Below are 19,497 nucleotides of genomic sequence, written 5' to 3'. Positions count from 1 at the left end.
CAACTCGTGAAAGGAAAGAGATAAAATGAAAAAAAATAATTGGATCTGGGCGGTCTTCGCCCTCTGTCTAACCCTCATTCAGCTGCCCCTAACCGTGCAAGCGGATGACCAAACGCCTGCGGAACAATTCCGTGTCGGTATGGAGGCAGGCTATGCCCCCTTCAACTGGACGCAAACGACGGACGCCAATGGTGCCGTGCCGATTTCTGGGGAAGAAGGCTCGGCGTTTGCCGGCGGTTACGATGTCCAGATCGCCAAACGAATCGCTGAAGGTTTAGGCAAGGAATTAGTGATCGTTAAAACCCAATGGGACGGTCTGCCGCCAGCTTTACAGGCGGGGACTATCGATGCCGTCATCGCTGGTATGTCACCAACGGCCGAACGCCGCGAGCAAATTGATTTTACCGATCCTTACTATGAATCCGACTTGGTGGTCGTAGTACGTAAAGATGGAGCATTCGCCGATGCCAAAAGCCTCGCCGATCTTTCGGGGGCAAAAATCACTGCTCAGCTGAATACCTTCCATTATACGGTCATTGATCAAATCCCTGAGGTCCAAAAAGAACAAGCCATGCGGGACTTCTCCTCCATGCGCGTTGCTTTAGCTTCGGGCATCATTGACGGCTACGTCAGCGAACGACCAGAAGGCGTCACTGCCGTCGGAGCAAATCCTGATTTGAAGATGGTCGAGTTCGATGAAGGAGCAGGTTTTGAAACCAATCCAGAAGACGTCCAAGTAGCAGTCGGAATGCGCAAAGGCGATCCCGATGTTGAAAAAGTCAATGAGATCCTTGCAGGAATCTCTGAAGAAGAACGGGTTTCCCTGATGGATCAAGCAGTCTTAGATCAGCCTGCAGATGCCAGCGGAGAAACGGCGGATCAAGGTCTGATCGCTGATTTCAAAAAAATCATTGATGATTACGGCATGCTCTTTTTACGAGGCGCTGGCTTGACCTTATTCATCGCGATCCTTTCAACGATCATCGGATTAATCATCGGTCTTTTAGTCGGTATCTTCCGGACACTGCCGCTTTCAGAAAATCCAGTAGGACGTTTCTTCCAACGAATCGTCAACGGCCTGCTGACCATCTATATCGAAGTTTTCCGCGGTACCCCAATGATGGTTCAGGCAATGGTTATTTTCTACGGAACGGCTCTAGCCTTTGGTGTCTCCATGAATCGCACGCTGGCAGCTGTGCTGATCGTTTCTATCAATACGGGTGCCTACATGTCTGAAATCGTTCGTGGAGGGATTTTTGCTGTAGATGACGGTCAATTTGAAGCAGCTCAAGCCATCGGAATGACCCATTGGCAAACCATGATCAAAGTCGTGTTGCCGCAAGTAATGCGCAATATTTTACCAGCTACCGGAAATGAGATCATTATCAATATCAAAGATACTGCTGTCTTAAGTGTCATCAGTGTTGCGGACCTCTTCTTCCAAGGTACATCAGCCGCTGGAACGAACTTCCAATACTTCCAAACATTTGCGATCATCGGTGTGATCTACTTAGTCTTGACCATCAGTGCCACCCAGATCTTGCGCTTTGTTGAACGCAAAATGGATGGTCCCAGTGCGTATGTCAAATTAGAAGACATCAACCCGAACGAATAAGGAGGAAGAACATGTCAGCAATCATTGAAATTGACCATTTAAAAAAGAGTTTTGGCGACAACGAAGTCTTAAAAGATATCAGTTTGTCTGTTAATAAAGGAGAAGTTGTCACGATCATCGGTTCTTCTGGTTCAGGAAAATCCACACTTCTTCGCTGCATCAACTTGTTAGAAAAACCAACCAGTGGGCAAATCATCTACTTAGGTGAAAATGTGCTGGAAAAAGGCTATGACTTGCCGAAATACCGTACACATCTAGGAATGGTTTTCCAATCCTTTAACCTATTCAACAATATGAATGTATTAGAAAACTGCGTGACGGGACAAGTCACTGTTTTGAAACGTGATCGCAAAGAAGCAGAAGCGACTGCTAAAGAAAATCTGGAGCAAGTCGGTATGGCTCAATATGCCAACGCCAAGCCTTCCCAGCTTTCAGGCGGACAAAAACAACGGGTAGCCATTGCCCGCGCCTTATCGATGAATCCAGATGTCATGTTGTTTGATGAACCGACTTCTGCGCTGGATCCAGAAATGGTCGGTGAAGTGTTGAAGACCATGAATACGTTAGCTCATACTGGTTTGACGATGGTGATCGTTACCCACGAAATGGGCTTTGCCAAAGAAGTATCTGATCGTGTCATCTTTATGGATCAAGGTGTCATTGCCGAACAAGGGACACCTGAAGATATCTTTATTCATCCAAAAGAACAGCGCACCAAAGAATTCCTTTCCCGTGTGTTGAATTAATTTTCTGTCTTGAAACACTTAGCGGTCTTCTTCCGAGCTTTTTCGTCCTTTTTCAGTACGCTTGGAAGAATTTAATGCTAAGTGTTTTTTATTCTCTAAACGACAATTGTCAGAATTTATCAAAAAATCACAAAAAACCATTGCTATTTGTTAGAAACTTTGTTATTTTTTTTAAAACTAAGGAATTATAGGAGCTTTCATTTATGGAAAAAAAGTTACAGTTTAAGGATTATATGTATGTTGGATCAATGCTTTTTGGTCTTTTCTTTGGTGCGGGAAATCTGATTTTCCCAGTCCACATGGGACAAGAAGCCGGTGCGAATGTCGGCTTGGCCAATCTTGGCTTTTTAGTAACAGGGATCGGCTTACCGTTTTTAGGGGTGATCGCCATTGGGATTTCCCAGAGCAGCGGTGTTTTTGAATTAGCTTCTCGAATCAATCGACGCTACGCACTTATTTTTACGATTTTGCTTTATTTAGTGATCGGGCCGTTCTTTGCTTTGCCCCGTTTGGCTACCACTTCTTATGAGATCGGGATCGCTCCCCATGTTTCATCTGACATGCAAACTTGGTTATTGGCGTTGTTTTCTGCCCTCTTCTTTGGCGCTGCCTGGTGGTTTTCTCGTAAACCAAGCAAAATCTTAGATTATGTAGGGAAATTTTTGAATCCATTATTTCTGGTCTTACTAGGCGTTTTGCTGTTTTTTGCTTTTTGGCAACCTCTAGGAACCATCAGCGATGCGCCGATCTATCCTAGCTATCAAAGCGATGCTTTCTTTACTGGTTTCACCAACGGTTACAATACCCTTGATGCGCTGGCATCTTTAGCCTTCGGGATCATCATCGTCTCGACGATTCGCAATATGGGGGTTGAAAAACCTACGACGGTCGCAAAAGACACGATCCTTTCTGGTTCTGTCAGTATCGTGTTGATGGGGATCATCTATACCTTACTTTCTTATATGGGAACCAAAAGTCTAGGGCAATTTCCTATCAGCGAAAACGGGGGGATCGCTTTAGCACAAATCGCCAACCATTACCTTGGCACTGTCGGCAGTCTGCTGTTGGCTTTGATCGTTATCTCCGCTTGTTTAAAAACTGCCATTGGTTTGATCACGGCTTTTTCCGAAACCTTTGCTGGATTGTTTCCCAAGCAAAGCTACGGGTTCTTTATCGCTTTGACAAGTATCTTGCCAGCGATCTTCGCCAATGTCGGCTTGACCAATATCATCGAGTTTTCTATTCCAGTCTTGATGTTTATCTATCCACTGGCGATCACGTTGATTTTGTTGGCGATCATCAGTCCCTTGTTTCATCATCGTGCCAGTGTCTACCGAATGACGACATACTTCACATTGATCGCTGCAATCATCGACGGTTTAAATGCAAGTCCTGCACTGATTACCAACAACGCTTTCGTGCAAGGAATCTTGTCTTTTGCGTCAGAATATCTGCCCTTCTTCCAAATCGGGATGGGGTGGGTCGTACCGGCTGCGATCGGATTTTTGATCGGTTTGCTATGGTCGTGGTTCAAAAAAGACCCTGTTTCAGCCTAAATTAGTTAAAAAGATGAAAATAACCTACCTTTTTTTAAAGGGTAGGCTATTTTTTTGATTAAAAAGACTGACAGTTTCGTAAAAAAAAGATACAATAGATCCACAAAGGAGGATACCTATGTTTTATGAAGAACTTATGATGGACCCGCAAACATTAATTAAATTTAAAATATTCCGGCGTATGCTGACTCTGCAAAACCCTAGCCACCCAATCGCACAATTGGCAAAGGAAATGGAGTTAAGCTACCAACAAGCTTTTATAGAGTTGACTGAGATCGACCAAGATCTAACTGAGTTAACTCCGGATCATATGTCGATACTCGGTCGTGGCGGTAAATTACAGCCTCAGAATATCGCGGTAACGATCGATGAATACCGCTTCTATTTATTGAATAAAAGCGTTCCGTTCTTATATGTTCTTTACATGCTGAATGAAGACCATCCTACGATCACGGATTTTTGTGCAAAATACGATGTCAGTCGTTCAACGGTGTCTCGCAAATTTGAACATCTAAAAAAACATTTGAAGCAATTTCAGCTTCGCTTTACGTACACTGAATCAAACTTGGTGGGCGATGAGCGTCTTGTGCGGCTCTCCCTATTCAATATCATTTGGTTAGGTACTCGTGGAATAGAATGGCCATTTGCGATCGCTGAGAGTGAGACAGAAAAAATGGTGGATCGATTCACGGAGTACTTCCCAATGACTCATTCTTATCTTGGCCGATTAGAGTTGAAGTATTTCGCCGCCTTGATTCTTTTACGAATCAAAAAAGGAAATTTTGCCAAATACGACAAGCGGTACAATTTCCTAATGAAAAATAATCCATATTTCGATTTTGAGCGTTTGACACAAGTCGTTGATCCTGAAGTTTCAATGACAGACAAACAATTAAAAGGCGAATCAGGGTTTATTTACTTGATGGCGCAAATCTTCCCATTCTATTTGAGTCCTGAAGAAGAAGCGTTGCAACAAACCTTGCAATTCTTTTCAAGCAAACAAAACCCAGTTTATCCATTAGTCGCAGACTTGTTAGCAGAGATGAAAGCAACCTTCTTTGCTTCACAACCTGGCCTGTTAGATGAGCCATTGGTCGTGGGTAATTTAATCAATGTGACTTTCGGCAACTACGTTTTCCGTCAGCCGTTTCCAAATATCTATCGCTTGCTGACGCCATCGATCAATCGCGGGTCTGCTGAAGAGCAGCTGCAGCAAAAAATCGATGAATTCTTAACGAGTTATCGTGAAGAATCCGCGGTGGACTATATCAACGATGAAAACCAAGAGCAGATGGCAACGATGTATACCCACGCCCTGCTACCGTTTTATGATCAAATCCGTTATTCGAATCGTTTACGGGTAGGGGTTGCGTTAGAAGACAATTTCTTAGTCGTTCAAGGATTGAATCAATTCTTACATGACTTGACCTTCGTAGCAGCAGAACCTTATGATCTAAACCAGCAAGAAAACTATGATGTCATCGTTAGTTCCAATCAGTTGATGAAAAAACTCAAACCAGAAAAAATGAGTTATATTTGGGATTATGCGGCAGATGATCGGCAATACATTGATTTGTATCGTACCTTGAAAAACCGTTTTGATGAAAAGAACCTTTCTCTGTAATCAAACCGTTACGGTTTCTTAAGAACTTCCGAAAAGATTTGTCACAAAATATTCATATTTATCTCGTATACTCTATGTATACCAACAAACAACCCTAACTAACACTTTTTCATTTTTAACTCCTTCCCGTCGGCCACCCACCGACGGGTCTTTTTTTGCTTCTTTTCGCAGCCAGCAAACTTAAACACTTTCCAATCTTTTCTCCACAAAAAATTCATATTTGAACAGTATAGTATACATAACCCAACAAACAACCCTAACTAACACTTTTCATTTTTACTCCTTGCCTGTCAGCTACCCACTGACAGGCTCCTTTTTTTCTTACGGGGTTTGCCGTATACTAAAGGCAGGAGGTGTCCTATGACAAAAGCCATTACGACAGTTGACCAATACATTGCAACAGCTCCAGCAGAACGACAAGCGATTTTAAGAAAGGTCCGTCAAACCATCAAAGCCGTTTTACCTGAAGCGGTTGAAAAAATCAGTTATCAAATGCCTACCTATCATCAGGGAGAAAATATCGTGCATTTTGCCTGCGCCAAACAGCATCTTGGCTTTTATCCCACGCCTTCTGCGATCACGGCCTTCACAGAAGACCTACAACCCTACAAAACCAGTAAAGGGGCGGTTCAGTTTCATTTTGCACAGCCGATCCCTTACGAACTGATCGCTGTGATGACCGCTTGGCGACTCGCAGAAGTCAAAAACAAGCACGCTTAACCAGCAATAAAAAAACCGCTGTGTCTAATGACGCAGCGGTTTTTTTGCTATGCACAGGCTTGTCTACAAGCCAGGTTTTGTATTCAAGGTGCTAACTTTCAGCACATGATGCAGGGGAATAATCCGCAGCTGCTGACGGTCGCTTTGTAATTTCAAGACAACTTGTTCTTTTGCTACCGTTTTGCCGACGATCCAGCCGGTAACGGTTTCAAAACCACCCAATTTCTCTGTTTTTACTTGCAGCACGACCAGGTGCTTGGCAGCGGCTGCCTCTTGCAGCGTTCGCTGGATTTCTTTGACTTTTTCAGACTGATTCTTCTTGTCAGCATCATCACTGAAAAAGGTATCCAGCAACGTTGTGGATGTCATCACAATGAGTTTGCCCAATTGTTTGATGGGCGATGGTTTCTTTTCCATTGGACATTCCTTTCTGCGCGTTGCAGCAGTTTATAAAAACCACACATACGTTCGCATTTCCATGGTTCTATTTTAGCAAATTTTTGGTAAAATACAAGCGAACACGCCTTATTTTTCAGAAGAAATAACCTCTAGCCAAAAAGGAATTCCTTCTTGTAGCAGTTGATAGGTCTCTTCGAAATCTCCTGTATAATAAGGATCTGGTACTTCCGCGGTTTCTTTGCCAGGAACAACACTCAAATACGAACGAATCTTTGCGGTGGTATCGGCAGGTGCCAGCGCTTGAAGTGTTTCAACATTACTTTGATCCATACCGATGATCCAGTCAAATTTGGCAAAGTCTGCTTCTGTGATCTGCCGTGAAATGAGTCCCTCGCTGGATAAGCCTGCTTGACGCAATCTTTTTTTGGTTCCGGGATGAGCAGAATGTCCGACTTCCCATGAGCTGGTCGCTGCCGAATCGATCTGCCAATCCAATTTGCGTTTTGTTATTTCTGCTTTATAAATAGCTTCTGCCATGGGGGAACGGCAAATATTACCTAAACAAACAAATAAAACTTTCGTCATCGCTCACTGCTCCTCTTTTTCATAGATTTGGTGGCCAAAAAATTCCACATCCTTCGCCAAACGAAACAATTGCGTTGCAATCTCTAAGGGGGTCTCTGGAAAGTCGTTGTGAATCCAATTTTCCAAAATGCCTCCGCAGCCGTAGGAAAAGAACCGGCTATAAAATAGAATGTCTTGTTTCGTCAATTGCTGCTCTTGATCGACCTCCAAGAACAAGCGCTGAAAAAGCGGTTCTGTGATCTGTAGAAATCCGTTCATTAAGATTTCGCGGTCATAAGCCAGTGATTTGCGGTAAAAGGCCGGCGCTTGTTTCATTGCTTTCAGCATGCGCAAGGCGGCTTCTTCCCAGTTATCAAGGGAGACATCTTCTGTCGTCAAAAAAATCAGGGCATCTTGCCGATAGATCCATTGGATCAAAGCTTTTTTATCAGGAAAATGGTAGTAAAACGTCTGCCGATTGACTTGCGCCTTTTCGGCGATCTCCTGTACGCTGATTTTATTCACTTCTTTGGTCTCACAAAGGGTGATCAATGTCTGGCCAATCACAGCCTTCGTTTGTTTCCCATCCATCATAGGGCACCTCTTTTTCTTCTCTTTCTATCATACCAAATTTTCCTGCAAAAAAAAATCCTATCAAATGGTCCTTTTTCACAGACCTTCCCCGAAACCTTCATCAGAGCAATAGATTCCTGGGCGCTTTTTAAATAGGACAGGTTTCTACAAAAAACGCCTGCCTCCATTTGAGGCAGACGTTGCTTTCGATAGTTAAACGGCGGGTTGCTCATTGTGCCATTTTGGTTTGAAACTGTTCTCTTCGAATCACACTGACTTTTTCAGTGAAATTGGCCCAGTCGATGGGTCTAGGTGGTGCCAGCCATAAGATATGGTCGATCCCCAATGTACCATAAAAGGGTAAGTTTGAAAGAATCAGATGCGTATGATCATCTGGGTAACTTTGGAATTGGACATTTAAATCGAGGATTTTTTCGATATTCTTTTGGATCATCTGATTGTAGGAATCGCCAAATGAAAAGTCCACGCAGACATACAAGGGAACCAAAATCTCTTTTAGCGGAATCGTGGAAATCAACAGAATCCGGTACCTGAAAAACAAAAACTCTTTATTGTTCCATAAGATCGGCCGGTTGCGGCTTTCTTCCAGATAGTTACGGCAAAAGGCAGCATATTCTGGATAGGTTTCAAGAAAATACGTCACATCCATATATTGGTATTCATAGCGAGAACTAAAGGAAAACGACAAGAGCTGATAATGGATCGTTGTCGTTTCAGCATGAAGAAGTGCCAACGTGTCCGCGGTTAAGGAAAACTGCTGTTGGACGGCTTGAATAAAATGCTCGTTTAATTGTTGGATATAGGTTTGTTCTTGATCGATGTAGCTATTGTTGTCGATCAGCCAGCCCTCAACGATCAAAAAGCACAAAATATCTCGAGCTTCACGCTCTAGCACTTCTTGATCGGTGATCGTCAAAATCTCCTGCAGCCAGCGTTTCAATTCCTCAATGATCACGAGATGTTTGGGCAAGACTAAATCATTTTCCACGCTGTTTTGCAGGTAATGACCATTCGTCATCCGTGCCAAAACGATTCCTAGATAATGTTTCTTGCGAATCCGCATGCGAGCAGACTGTTCTGGTTTAAGCCAGGTGCTTTCATTAAAACGATCAAAGGTCTTTTCTTTTTCTAGGATTTCTTTTGGAAAAGGCGAATGATTCAGATAGTATTCCTTCATAAAAAAGAGAAAAATAAATTCCCTGATCTCACTTTCCTCCCCAACCAGCTGAAATTCTTTCGTCACTTCAATATCATATTCTTTCAAGATCAGTTTGAACTGTTTAAATTCTTTATAGACGGGATTATGGCTTAAATAGTGATTGGTGGCAAATTCGTATAAAGAAGACAATTGCTCAAAAAAACATTCTTTCAACATGGAAAATTTCAACGCTTGATCCAAATAATAGGTCAGCAGTGTATCGGAAGTTGCCAGCCCCGAGGCATTCAGTTTAATGACCGTCCCATCGGTCACGATCTCAAATTCCTCGTTCAATCCGAGTTCATAAAAATCAAGATTCAATTCTTGAACGGTTTTGTTGATCAAAAATTCTGACATGGTCAATTGATCCATCAATGTTTCCTTCGTTTCCGAAAGAGCGACTGCGTTTTCCAAATATTGCAGCATCACCAATTTTCGTTTGTCCGCCTTATTCAAAAATGTCACAAACATGCGTTTTCAAGCCTCCATTGTTTTTTTGGCCATAAAGGACGTTTCCTGAAAATAAGTAGCACAAGCTGGCAAGATAAGAAGGCTTATCATCGCCATCACCATCTGTATTATTTCCTGGCAGTGCTAGATCGACGTTCAAACGATCCGGCGCAAAGACATCCTCCAGCATGACTCGTTGGGCAAAATGTTTTTGCTTTTCCAAAAAACTGCTTTCTGACAGTGAGGATCGCTCCGGCTCTTTTTTCGGAACGGTTTCTGGTTCAGGCGCGGGTTGTTCTTTGGATTCTTCCATTTCAGTTGGCGGTTCCTCCACTTTTTCTGGTATTTCTTCTGGTGGGTCCGTGGGGACGATTTCTTCTGAGGGGTCCAGCGGATTATAAATGGTCGCAAAAACGACTTGTTCTGTAACAAGATCGATCATTCCGATAATCATGCACGCACCAATGACAAAGCCAAATCTGCGTTTCATTTTATTCACCCTCCTTATCATCAGCGCATCTTCTGATGATGTTTCTACGACGCTGAACGGTCCAACAACTTATGGGCGCCCAGCAGACATCCACTAATTATAAATAAAATAACAAATAAAAGAAACCAATTTTTCATTGATTGTTGTTTCCATACCGTTTCTTGTTTTTCAACCATCACTTTTGCTGCTTTCGGCGTGCTGATTGTCGCCGCTGGTTTTTGTGGATGATCGGCAGTTGCCTGCTCAACAGGAATTGCTGTCAGCACGTACCGTTCTTCTGTTCGAGTAGGCGTAGGACAAGTGATCAAGGTCAATTTTGGTGTCTGTTCTTCCTCTAGCACCGACAAGTCCGACTCGTCTACGATTTTTTTATCCGTGATGATATACTGTTGACTCTCCTCGAGATAGGTCACTGATACTTCCATCCCCACCTGTGCTTCTAGCAATTGACCAAATAACAAACTTTGTCTCCCAAGATGATGCCCTAAAACGACAAAATTGCTATTTTTCAACGAACGTTCGGGAAACATCACGACGCCGCCTCTCAGCAGCTGTTGATTCGTTAGTCCCACCAACAGCGGCTGCTGGAAATCGATCGCCTCGATTGCGACAAAGCCGTACCCAGTGATCGTTGTCGGCTGAGGCGCCATTACATCTGACAGAGCTGGCATTTGGATCGTTTCTTCTGGGATCGTTGCCGGCAGCTGGGTGGCTATCGTCAATTGCGTGGTGCGTAATTGCCAACTGACGATGCTTTCTTTTAGAAAAGGCAGTGCCAGCAAAAGAATACCTACGATGATCAACCCATCGATCAAGCATTTCTCAAGGTGCTCACGCTTCATCCGTTTCATTTTTTTTCTTTCGTCGGTACCATAAAAGCAGCAGCAAGGCGAGTAGTAGCAACAGTCCGCCGATCAAGAAGTAAAGCCATGTGTAATCTGTTTCGATCGTCACATCCTTCTTATTAAGATCACGTGCGACCTCTCCCGTCACTGTAAATTCTTTTTCGAAGGTCCATTTATAGAGATAGCTTTCTTCTTCGCCTTCTTCATTTTCAATTTTGTATTGCCCTTCATCGCTTTTTCCACCATAGGCAACGGAAGTCAACACGTAGGTCCCTGCTTCTAAACGTTGTCCTTCTAAAGAGATTGGGTACGAGAAGTTGGAATTAGGTGCCATTTGCATTCGTGAGGTATCCGAAGAATACAAGACGTCGCTATCACCTTTTTTCTTCACTTCATTGATCAGGCGTAATGAATTCAAGTAAGCTGCTTCAGGATTTTGAAGAGTGACATTGATAGTATTTCGGGCGTTGACTTGACCTGGTCCAACATCCAGCAGTTTTAGATCCGGTGAAACTTCTGTTGTGTTTTGACGCAGTAAAATCGCAACGACATAGGCATACTCATTCTTGATAGCTAACCCTTGCTCTTCTTCACTGTCAGCAGTATCGGTTTCCTCTGTCGTCTCTTTTAAGGTCAATCCGCCTGCGATAACCCCTTCAAAGGATTCTGAAGGCATGGTGATCTTTAAGGGCAAGGTGATTTGGGATTGTTTGGGGATCGTGATCTCTTCATCCACTTCAATCAAATCAGCCATATCATAAGGCAAGGTTTCGTCCGCTTCGATGTCGTTTTCGCCATATTCCACGACTCCGTTTAAGTTTGTGGTAGCTGAAGCGATCACTGGTGCGATGACGACCTCTTGATCGGTGTCATTACGCAATTGAACTTCAACGGTTTGTACCGTACCCGGCGCCATTTTCAAGTCAAAGTACGTTTTTTCTTTATCGATTTGATTTTCTGGAATTACGGGATTGACGGCAAAGTTAAATTCAGAAGCGGTTCCTATCGTTGGTACAAAAAAGAAAATACTTGCGAATAGGAGCGCCAAAAGCTGGTTGATTTTTTTCATGATGGATGTCCCTTCTTTCTATGTATTCTCCTTAAACCACGAAAGGGTTCAAGGAGAAAGCTGGTACTTATGGGTTTGTTGGTGTGTCTGTCAGTAACCAAGTAAACGTGGTGTTGTATTGGCTGGCATATTTTGTCGTTGAGCCTGGAACTTCCAACTCAATGCTATCCATAGCTGCAGCTAAACTATCGCCCCAGCTCATTAGATAGGTCCCTGCCCCTTCGCCATCTTGGGCACTCATCACTAAGGATTGAGCACCATTTGGATTCAATGTGATCGTTGAACTTACATTTGATGGTTTTGGTGACAAGGAAGGTGTTACTACAGTTCCCTTCGTCAAACGAATTTGCGCGGCGGTCAATTCTTGATCTTCTGCTGTTTTGAACTGACCATTTTGGCGAACATTCAATGTCCAACCGCTCTCTGTTCCCCGATTGTCTGTCACTTGGACAAAATTTGGTCCTTCTTGATTCACATTTGCTGAATCTACGTATTTTTGGGTTTCCGCATGGTAGATCTCTGTTTTTGAGGTGATTTTTTGCGTACCAAAGTAAAGGCTTGAAGCAAAATCAATCGATAACGGTCCGTTGGTTCCTGGATTTGGTCCATCTGGGTCCGTTGGGTCAACTGGTTTGATCGGATTTTCTGGATCTGGGTCTGTTGGACTGATTGGATTGGTTGGGTCTGTATTTGGTTCAAAAGTGATCTGTCCGTTTGAATTGTATTCTGCGCTGTCCGCTGCTTGTGCCAGCGCAGGAGCAGCGAAGCTTAGCCCTAATACTGAGAGAAATGCTAGTGTTTTTTTCATGTCTATACTCCTTATCCTTCCGTTCCTGGTGTATCTGATAATACCCAAGTTAGTGTAGTCGTGTAGCTAACGGCATCTTTTGGTGTGCTGCCGGGTACAGAAAGTGCGACCGCTTTGGTAACATCTGCTTGTACTTCTTGGCCATCCTTATCTATTTCAGTGACCGTCTCAACGCTTCCCCAAGCGTTGACCCATGTTCCAGCACCCGTTTGATTTGCTGCGGTCATCACCACTGATTCAGCACCTGCTGCATCCAATATGATCGTCGCTTCTGCCACTGGAGCAGTAACGCCGATCGCATTTGATTTAACGGCAGGACTTGTTAGGGTAATGACAGAACCAGTCAATTCTTGATTCAACGTCGATTCGTTTTTGAATTGACCATTTTGCTTCACAGACAACCGCCAACCAGCATTACTACCGCGATTATCCGTTACTTGAACATAATTGGCAGTTTTTAATGTATAAACTGTGTCATCGTCATTCAAATACCCTTGTGCTCGTGCATAATAGACTTCGTTTTTATTGGAGATTTTATTGACACCAAAATCTAAGCTAGAGGCATAATCGATCGATAATGGTCCATTCGTTCCAGGGTTTGGTCCATCTGGATCGGTTGGATCCACAGGATTGACTGGGTTTTCTGGATCTGGATTTTCTGGATTGACTGGGTTCGTCGGATCGGTATTTGGAATAAAATCAACCGCCCCATTTGAGGTGTAAGAAGCCGCTTCAGCTGCTGAAACCTCAGTTGCCGCACTCGCTGCTGCCAATACGGCAAGACTTAAAAAGACCCATGCTGTTTTTTTCATTTCTATTTGACACTCCTTTATCTGTTTTACTGAAAATCAGTGATTTTAATTGCTTTCAGGGACATTCTTTAAATTCCAAGTCAATGTCGTCCGATACTCTTTGGCTAATTTTACGGAACTGCCTGGTACATTTAATTTTACTGCCGTTGACCCTTCCGTTGCATCGTTCCCAAACTTGTAGATCCAAGTGCCCATTCCTTTTCCGACAGGTGCGTTGACCAATGTGATTTCACTATCGGGTACAAAGGTATGACTTGCCGTAACCGTTGGTGCATACTGCATATCGGTGACCGAAGTTGCTGCACCTGAGGCGATCGATAATGAAGCCCCGACTAGTTCTTCGTCATCAGCCGTTTTGAATTGTCCGTTTTGCACAACGCTCAATGACCAGCCTTCTTGCGTTCCTCGTTTATCTGTTACTTGCACATAGTTTGGTCCAGCAGCGCCAGCTGTGAACTCTTGCAGCTGTGCGTAATAATCTTTTGTTTCGGAAGTGATCAGTTGGTTGCCAAATTGAAAACTTGAAGCAAAATCGATCGATAATGGTCCAGCTGTTCCAGGGTTTGGTCCATCTGGATCGGTTGGATCGACGGGATCCACTGGTTTTTCTGGATCGGTCGGATCAACTGGATTGGTTGGATTCGGGTCCGCTTCAAAAGTGATTGCTCCATTTGAGGTGTATTCAGCGGCATTAACGGTTGTTGGTAACAGAGCAGTGCTCATCAATAGAATGCCTGCCGTCAAGAAAAGTTTTTTCATTTTTTGTTCTCCTTTTGATTAAAATGATTCCTGCTGCCAACAAAACGACAAGACCACTGCTTTGATAGCTATTAAAGTGATCCGACCCTGTTGCCGGCAGAATGTTGTTGCCTTTTTGATTTACTTGTTTATTCCCTGGCTGTTCTTTTACGGGCTCTTCTGGCTCCTCAACTGGTTCTTCATAGACACCGAAAAAGGAAGTAATGCCATTGCTGTCATAGGCACCTGCTTCGGCTGCTGAAACGAGCTGAGGAAACATTAATAGACAGCCAGCAATAATACCGATCATGATTTTTTTCATTTATTTTCCTGCCTTTATGGGTTGCCAGGTGCCGAAACTAGCTGCCAGCTCAAGGTTCCTTGATAGTCCCCGACTTTTTGCTGTTCGACTGGAACGGTAAGCTTGATTCCTTCATTCTGACTTTCGCCCCAGTGCTGGTTCACGACGTATGTGCCATTTTCTGTCAATTCCGTTTCCTCGATGATCATTTCCCCACTGGTTATCATCTGTTCTTGACCGTTTGTCACAAAGCGGAAGACATCGGTTAATTGATCTGTCCCATCCGTTAATGGCTGTTGCTCTTTGACCGTCAAGCGCCATGGACTCCGTTCGGACCCTCTCGTATCTTTCACTGCTAGCTCGCCTGTGATCGTTGGCCAATAATCTTGTGTTTCTGTGGCAACTTTCTGCTGCCCAAAATCAAAGTCTGTTGGCACACTGCTTAAAATAAGCTCGCCGGCAACTGCGACATTGACGACTTTTTCTGCCCGTTGACTGCCTGCTTCATAATGGTAAGCCGTTGACACATTTTTCAACAGCTCAGCTTCCGTTGCTTGCTGGATCACGGCAAAAGCTTGCGGATCGACAGTCGGTGGTACATTTGCCCGATTATCTGCAAAAATCGTGGTTGCTTGGGTATAGTCTGCCAAAGCGGCTTCATCTGTCAGTGCCGTTGCTTCTGGTAAGGTCAAACGGACATCTTTTGCATAGACGGCAAATTGCCGATCAGCAGAAATGACACTTTCATTTTTGACCACCACCAGATTCACGGTAGTTTCTGCCTGATTCTGATCGTTTTCCCCTACGGAAAAAGTGATCGCTTGTTTGCGATAGACCGCTGTTTCTAACGGTTCTTGAATCGCAGCTAAGACCTCATCTGTCAGTGTATCCTTAAAGAAAGGACGCCCACTAGCTTCGAGATAAGTCACAGCTTGTTCTTTGGTCAGCGATTGTGCCTCTTGCTCTGTAAGGATCACATTGCGTGCTTGGACTTCCGCCTTATTTGAGTAGCGGACGCTGATATCGTAACTATATTCCCCATCAGGACTCGTCCAATCAACTGGTTCTGAATCTGGTTGTTCCGTCAACTGCTGATCCGTGCTATCCAGCTTGCTGGATTTGATTTGACCCCCATAGACCCATGAACCGGACGTTTGGGTTTCTGGTGTGAACGTCAATGTTGGCAATTCCGTTACCGTGTAGGGAATCAATAAACGCCCTTTTTGCACCTGCGTCCCCGCCTGCTCAGTTCCCCATGCTTGCAAGGTCAGCGGCGTATTGTTCTCTTTGACTGCCGTTACATCGTGACTAATGGCACCGATCCCATTCGCGACTCCCGGTGTTTCGACTTCGTAGTTAATGATCGAACCTGGTATCGCAATACCGTACCCATTGGCTGCATTGGTGACATCGTTGTCCCCAATGAAGGTTTTCCCAGTCGCTTTTTCGATCCCACTGAAATTGATTGGCGTGATCGCTGCAGCATTAGCAGCAGTTGGATTTATGGTCAGTACTTGATAGGCACTAACCGCCCCAAACCACGTTCCTTGACTGTTGACTCGAGAACCTGCATCATTGGTCGTCGTTTTCAGCCACATTAAGTGATCTTTGTCCGTATCTGGTGTGGCGAAATCTGACAGATTGATTCGTCCCGTTCCCGGCGGCGACTCGATCGTCCCTTTGTCTTCTACCGTTAACTTCGCCCCTGAAATCAAATTCGTTGCGGAAGTAATCCCGATACCAGCATCTTTGGAAAGATGGATGTCACCGAACTGATGATAGGTCGTTGCGTGATTGGCAGCAGTCGCTGAACGGCCATTTTTGATGTCTCCCCCATTGGCCATCAGCTTGATACCGTTTGTCACATTCAATTCGGTAAAGTTGACGATCCCCAGACCCGTCACAGCGATTGGATCAGTTTGATAAGAAGCTGTCCCATCGACATTTTCACCAAAGTTCATCTTCACTTGATTACTGCTGTTGGCTACGATCGTGTTCGTAAAATTATCTGACGCGTTTCCGCCTGAGATCCCATTGATACTTTTGGCTCCTTGAAGTCGCATCTCGACATCTCTTAAAATTTGACTGGAAGAAATATTGGAATAATACGTGGTGTATAAATTCCCGATACTTGATCCTTCCGCCTGGATATTCATATAAATTTTGCCGCTTCTCGTATTGCTAGCAGTCCGTCCGCCATCACCATAGATCGTCGCCCCATTCAGTGCATCTGACCCCGGCTTTGTGTATATGTTCAATGTAATCGTATTGGAGCTGTCGGTCCCAACGATATTCGTACTGTTAAACGGATTTCCGCCTGAGATGTTCGTTCCAGAAGGAAGGGCAAACTCACCATCGTAATTTCTCAAATCCAATGTCAAACTGGCATTTCCTAATAACCGTCCATTGTTCGTAACACCGCCTGAAAAACCATTAGACCCTGTACGCGGAGTACCTGAGAAGTTTCCGCCAAACACTCGATTATCTGAGTTTCCGTTAATGGTGTGGGAAGAAGCGACACCATAAGAGGCACCGAGTGAGGCATTGATCACCCCATCATAAACCGTTACTGCGACATTGCCGGTCACTAATAAGTCATCCCAGCCGCCACCAGATAAAAACCAGTCTACTTGCCCATTATTTACGGTCGTTCGTCCATCTCCGTAAACACGGCGTCCAGTATAGCCTGTTCCTTCTAGCGTATCGACGATCCCAGAGTTCAAAGTATTGGAAGAATTTCCCTCAATGACACCTGAGAAGGAACCACCGTAGGTCCAGCGAGCAACCGTGTTATTCAAGATCGTTTTGGTATTCCCTTTAATATAGATATCCCAAGCTGTTCCTGGATAACCGCCGCCACCAACGATATCCCATCCAGATGAATAGCCTCTCGTTTTATTGCTCGTTGAGTAATCTAGATTTGTCGGTCTGGATCCTGTGTAAGCAATCCCATCTCCCCCAGGACTACCATCCGAAGTGATCGTACCAACTTCAATCGTCGTATTTCCCTCAACATAGCCGCCTCGACCAGCTGCCGTCGAATAAATCGCACCGTTTGAAAAGGAACCGCTGACTAGATGAGAAGTGATATCGCCATAAACTTTAAAACTTGCCGCTGCTTCTGCCAGTGCTGCTCGTTGTTCCGGAGTATAATTGTCATACGTCGTCGTATTCGAAGCCCCCATTGAACTTTGAGTCAAGGTACTAACGTTGTTTCCCCCACCGCCGTTAAAATCACCAATTCCGCCGACGCTGGCACTCGGTCCGGCTTTCACGGTGTTGACGATGTTTCCTGTGATGGTACCAGTATTCCGATTGCCACCTTCAAATTCACTCCGTCCAGTGGAATAGCTGCTGGCATCAAGGTTGGTCACGATGGCATCCTTAGAACGGTCAGAGCCGATGTTGCCATAAAATGAACCGCCTACAAACCGATTGGATATCCCTGACCAACCGCCTGCACCCGAGATCGTACTGCGGATCGTTCCATTGATGTTGCCATATTGAACGCCACCAGCAAAAGTACTTAAACGGAAGCTTGCATTGGTGGTTTGAATCGTCGTTTCAACATTGCCTGTCACATTGGCTGTATTGGAAGCGTTTGTTCCAAGACCACCGCCATAATAACTGCCTAATGTGCCATTTAAACGATTGATCGTGACACTGGTATTCCCATCAATCGTACCAATATTGGCACCTCCAGCGATCGTACTGATATTACCTACTGTATTATTTACGACAATTGCTGTATTCCCGGTCAATGTACCACCGTTTTGATTCCCCCCATAAATATTCCAAGTTCCTGAACCTGTCGCATTCAATGTGATTGTTGGGTTTCCCGAAAGGTCGCCATTGTTGCTTCCCCCATAAATCGCAAGACCATTCCCGGTGGACCCACCGTTCAATGAAAGGCTATACCCATTCATGTACATCCTCGTACCACTATAGTTGAGGTTTCGAATCACTACATGAGAACCGAAGTAAATGTCCGTGCCAAGTGCAACCGTGCGACTCCCAGTGGTCAACGTTGTTGCATCTGTGATGGGATCATCACTATGCCCTGTGATGATCAAGCGGCTGACTTTTCCTTGCAGCGCATAAAAAGTCATGTTCGTATTATCGACTGTGGCTGGAATCGTCTTTGAAGTCAGATTCGTTGGCAGTGATAACGATCCACCCGAGCCAACATACAAAGCAAATTCTTGGCCATTGCCGTTTTGATACATATCAAACAACGCTTGACGAATGCCTTCAGCACTATTGGTGTATTCCGCATATGCTGATCCATCTCCAGCTGGGCTTGGTACAGCGATCACTTTCGTTTTATCGGCTTCTGCAATGATCTCTTTGATCGATTGCTCTGCCAACGAGATGTCCGCCGCTCTTGCCTTAACCGTCGGTTTAAAAACAGCAGTTAAGGTTTGGTTCTCCGTGAGAATCAATTCGGTCAACGCTTGACTTGTATAGACCGTGCCATCTAACGACCAGCCTTCAAAAGCAGTATCATCTTCGAAAACTGGCAACTCACTTTCTTTTAGTGCTTCCCCTTTGTTTTTGCTGATCTGAGTGCGGGTTTCCCCGGTAGCAAATAGATGCTCCGTGTCTGTCAGAAAGGTCACCTGTACTTCTTCTGCAGCTTCCGATGAAGCTTCTGTTTCAGATGAAGCTGTGTCAGTGGCTCCTGTAGACGAATCTGTCGAAGCAGGTTCACTAGATGCTTGCACTTCAGTTTCGTTCGTCTCTTCCAGACTGTCGATCGATGAAACGACAGGGTCAGAAGAAGACATACTTTGTTCTTCACTTGTTTTTGTAACACTTTCGGCTTGTGCCACTACCATTGCATATGAAAAACACGGACCTGATGTTAGTAGAAAAACAAGTAAAGTTGTTAAAAACCGTTTCACTTTATCCCTCCTATCTTAAAAAAATAAACGTATCGCGCAGTGCACGCCCTGTGTTACAACTCTT

17 protein-coding genes are annotated in these 19,497 nt (G+C 44.4%); 5 read left to right on the top strand and 12 right to left on the bottom strand.

All coding sequences use genetic code 11. The annotated features are described in order from the left end of the window. The first annotated feature begins 25 nt into the window (after nt 1-25). The 5 genes from IGI76_RS01710 to IGI76_RS01690 all read left to right on the top strand — a co-directional run bounded on the left by IGI76_RS01710 (nt 26) and on the right by IGI76_RS01690 (nt 6,261). On the top strand, nt 26-1,615 hold the full coding sequence (locus tag IGI76_RS01710) for an ABC transporter permease subunit (protein ID WP_016609561.1): 1,590 nt from the start codon (nt 26-28) through the stop codon (nt 1,613-1,615). 11 nt (nt 1,616-1,626) lie between these two features. Next, nucleotides 1,627-2,361, top strand: coding sequence for an amino acid ABC transporter ATP-binding protein (locus IGI76_RS01705; protein WP_005227196.1), 735 nt, complete (start codon nt 1,627-1,629; stop codon nt 2,359-2,361). A 203-nt stretch (nt 2,362-2,564) separates the two neighbouring features. After that, nucleotides 2,565-3,917, top strand: a complete 1,353-nt coding sequence (gene brnQ / locus IGI76_RS01700; protein WP_333718895.1) for a branched-chain amino acid transport system II carrier protein — start codon at nt 2,565-2,567, stop codon at nt 3,915-3,917. A 118-nt stretch (nt 3,918-4,035) separates the two neighbouring features. Next, complete coding sequence (locus IGI76_RS01695) at nt 4,036-5,541, top strand: helix-turn-helix domain-containing protein (RefSeq protein WP_005227194.1); 1,506 nt, start codon at nt 4,036-4,038, stop codon at nt 5,539-5,541. A gap of 360 nt (nt 5,542-5,901) precedes the next feature. Further along, nucleotides 5,902-6,261, top strand: a complete 360-nt coding sequence (locus IGI76_RS01690) for an iron chaperone (protein ID WP_333718894.1) — start codon at nt 5,902-5,904, stop codon at nt 6,259-6,261. 63 nt (nt 6,262-6,324) lie between these two features. Here IGI76_RS01690 and IGI76_RS01685 read toward each other — a convergent pair whose 3' ends face one another. The 12 genes from IGI76_RS01685 to IGI76_RS01630 all read right to left on the bottom strand — a co-directional run bounded on the left by IGI76_RS01685 (nt 6,325) and on the right by IGI76_RS01630 (nt 19,433). After that, a complete protein-coding gene (locus tag IGI76_RS01685; protein ID WP_005227192.1) occupies nt 6,325-6,678 on the bottom strand; it encodes a hypothetical protein in 354 nt (117 codons plus the stop codon). 108 nt (nt 6,679-6,786) lie between these two features. Beyond that, the gene (locus tag IGI76_RS01680; RefSeq protein WP_010748668.1) at nt 6,787-7,245 is read right to left on the bottom strand and encodes a low molecular weight protein-tyrosine-phosphatase; all 459 of its coding nucleotides are present in this window, start codon (nt 7,243-7,245) and stop codon (nt 6,787-6,789) included. Between the two features lie 3 nt (nt 7,246-7,248). Next, on the bottom strand, nt 7,249-7,818 hold the full coding sequence (locus tag IGI76_RS01675) for a TetR/AcrR family transcriptional regulator (protein WP_005227190.1): 570 nt from the start codon (nt 7,816-7,818) through the stop codon (nt 7,249-7,251). Between the two features lie 208 nt (nt 7,819-8,026). Next, a complete protein-coding gene (locus tag IGI76_RS01670) occupies nt 8,027-9,487 on the bottom strand; it encodes a helix-turn-helix domain-containing protein (RefSeq protein WP_333718893.1) in 1,461 nt (486 codons plus the stop codon). Further along, nucleotides 9,465-9,956, bottom strand: a complete 492-nt coding sequence (locus tag IGI76_RS01665; RefSeq protein ID WP_015508844.1) for a hypothetical protein — start codon at nt 9,954-9,956, stop codon at nt 9,465-9,467. The genes IGI76_RS01670 and IGI76_RS01665 overlap by 23 nt, the downstream gene beginning before the upstream one ends. 44 nt (nt 9,957-10,000) lie before the next feature. Continuing rightward, nucleotides 10,001-10,798 carry a class A sortase gene (locus IGI76_RS01660; protein ID WP_034695660.1) on the bottom strand — a complete coding sequence of 266 codons (798 nt, stop codon included), beginning with the start codon at nt 10,796-10,798 and terminating at the stop codon, nt 10,001-10,003. Next, nucleotides 10,788-11,870: a DUF916 and DUF3324 domain-containing protein gene (locus IGI76_RS01655; RefSeq protein WP_015508842.1), complete on the bottom strand. Its 1,083-nt coding sequence runs from the start codon at nt 11,868-11,870 to the stop codon at nt 10,788-10,790. The genes IGI76_RS01660 and IGI76_RS01655 overlap by 11 nt, the downstream gene beginning before the upstream one ends. 67 nt (nt 11,871-11,937) lie before the next feature. Further along, the gene (locus IGI76_RS01650) at nt 11,938-12,678 is read right to left on the bottom strand and encodes a WxL domain-containing protein (RefSeq protein ID WP_010748661.1); all 741 of its coding nucleotides are present in this window, start codon (nt 12,676-12,678) and stop codon (nt 11,938-11,940) included. Nucleotides 12,679-12,689: 11 nt separating this feature from the next. Continuing rightward, the gene (locus IGI76_RS01645; protein ID WP_333718892.1) at nt 12,690-13,490 is read right to left on the bottom strand and encodes a WxL domain-containing protein; all 801 of its coding nucleotides are present in this window, start codon (nt 13,488-13,490) and stop codon (nt 12,690-12,692) included. Nucleotides 13,491-13,535: 45 nt separating this feature from the next. After that, nucleotides 13,536-14,249: a WxL domain-containing protein gene (locus IGI76_RS01640; protein ID WP_016609549.1), complete on the bottom strand. Its 714-nt coding sequence runs from the start codon at nt 14,247-14,249 to the stop codon at nt 13,536-13,538. Next, nucleotides 14,182-14,550: an LPXTG cell wall anchor domain-containing protein gene (locus IGI76_RS01635; RefSeq protein ID WP_010748658.1), complete on the bottom strand. Its 369-nt coding sequence runs from the start codon at nt 14,548-14,550 to the stop codon at nt 14,182-14,184. The genes IGI76_RS01640 and IGI76_RS01635 overlap by 68 nt, the downstream gene beginning before the upstream one ends. A gap of 14 nt (nt 14,551-14,564) precedes the next feature. Continuing rightward, nucleotides 14,565-19,433, bottom strand: a complete 4,869-nt coding sequence (locus tag IGI76_RS01630; RefSeq protein ID WP_249850442.1) for a hypothetical protein — start codon at nt 19,431-19,433, stop codon at nt 14,565-14,567. Nucleotides 19,434-19,497 lie beyond the last annotated feature (64 nt).

This window comes from Enterococcus sp. DIV2449a (assembly GCF_051711225.1).
Classification (GTDB): Bacteria; Bacillota; Bacilli; order Lactobacillales; family Enterococcaceae; genus Enterococcus_D; species Enterococcus_D casseliflavus.
This window is presented reverse-complemented; position numbering and strand designations above follow the sequence as displayed.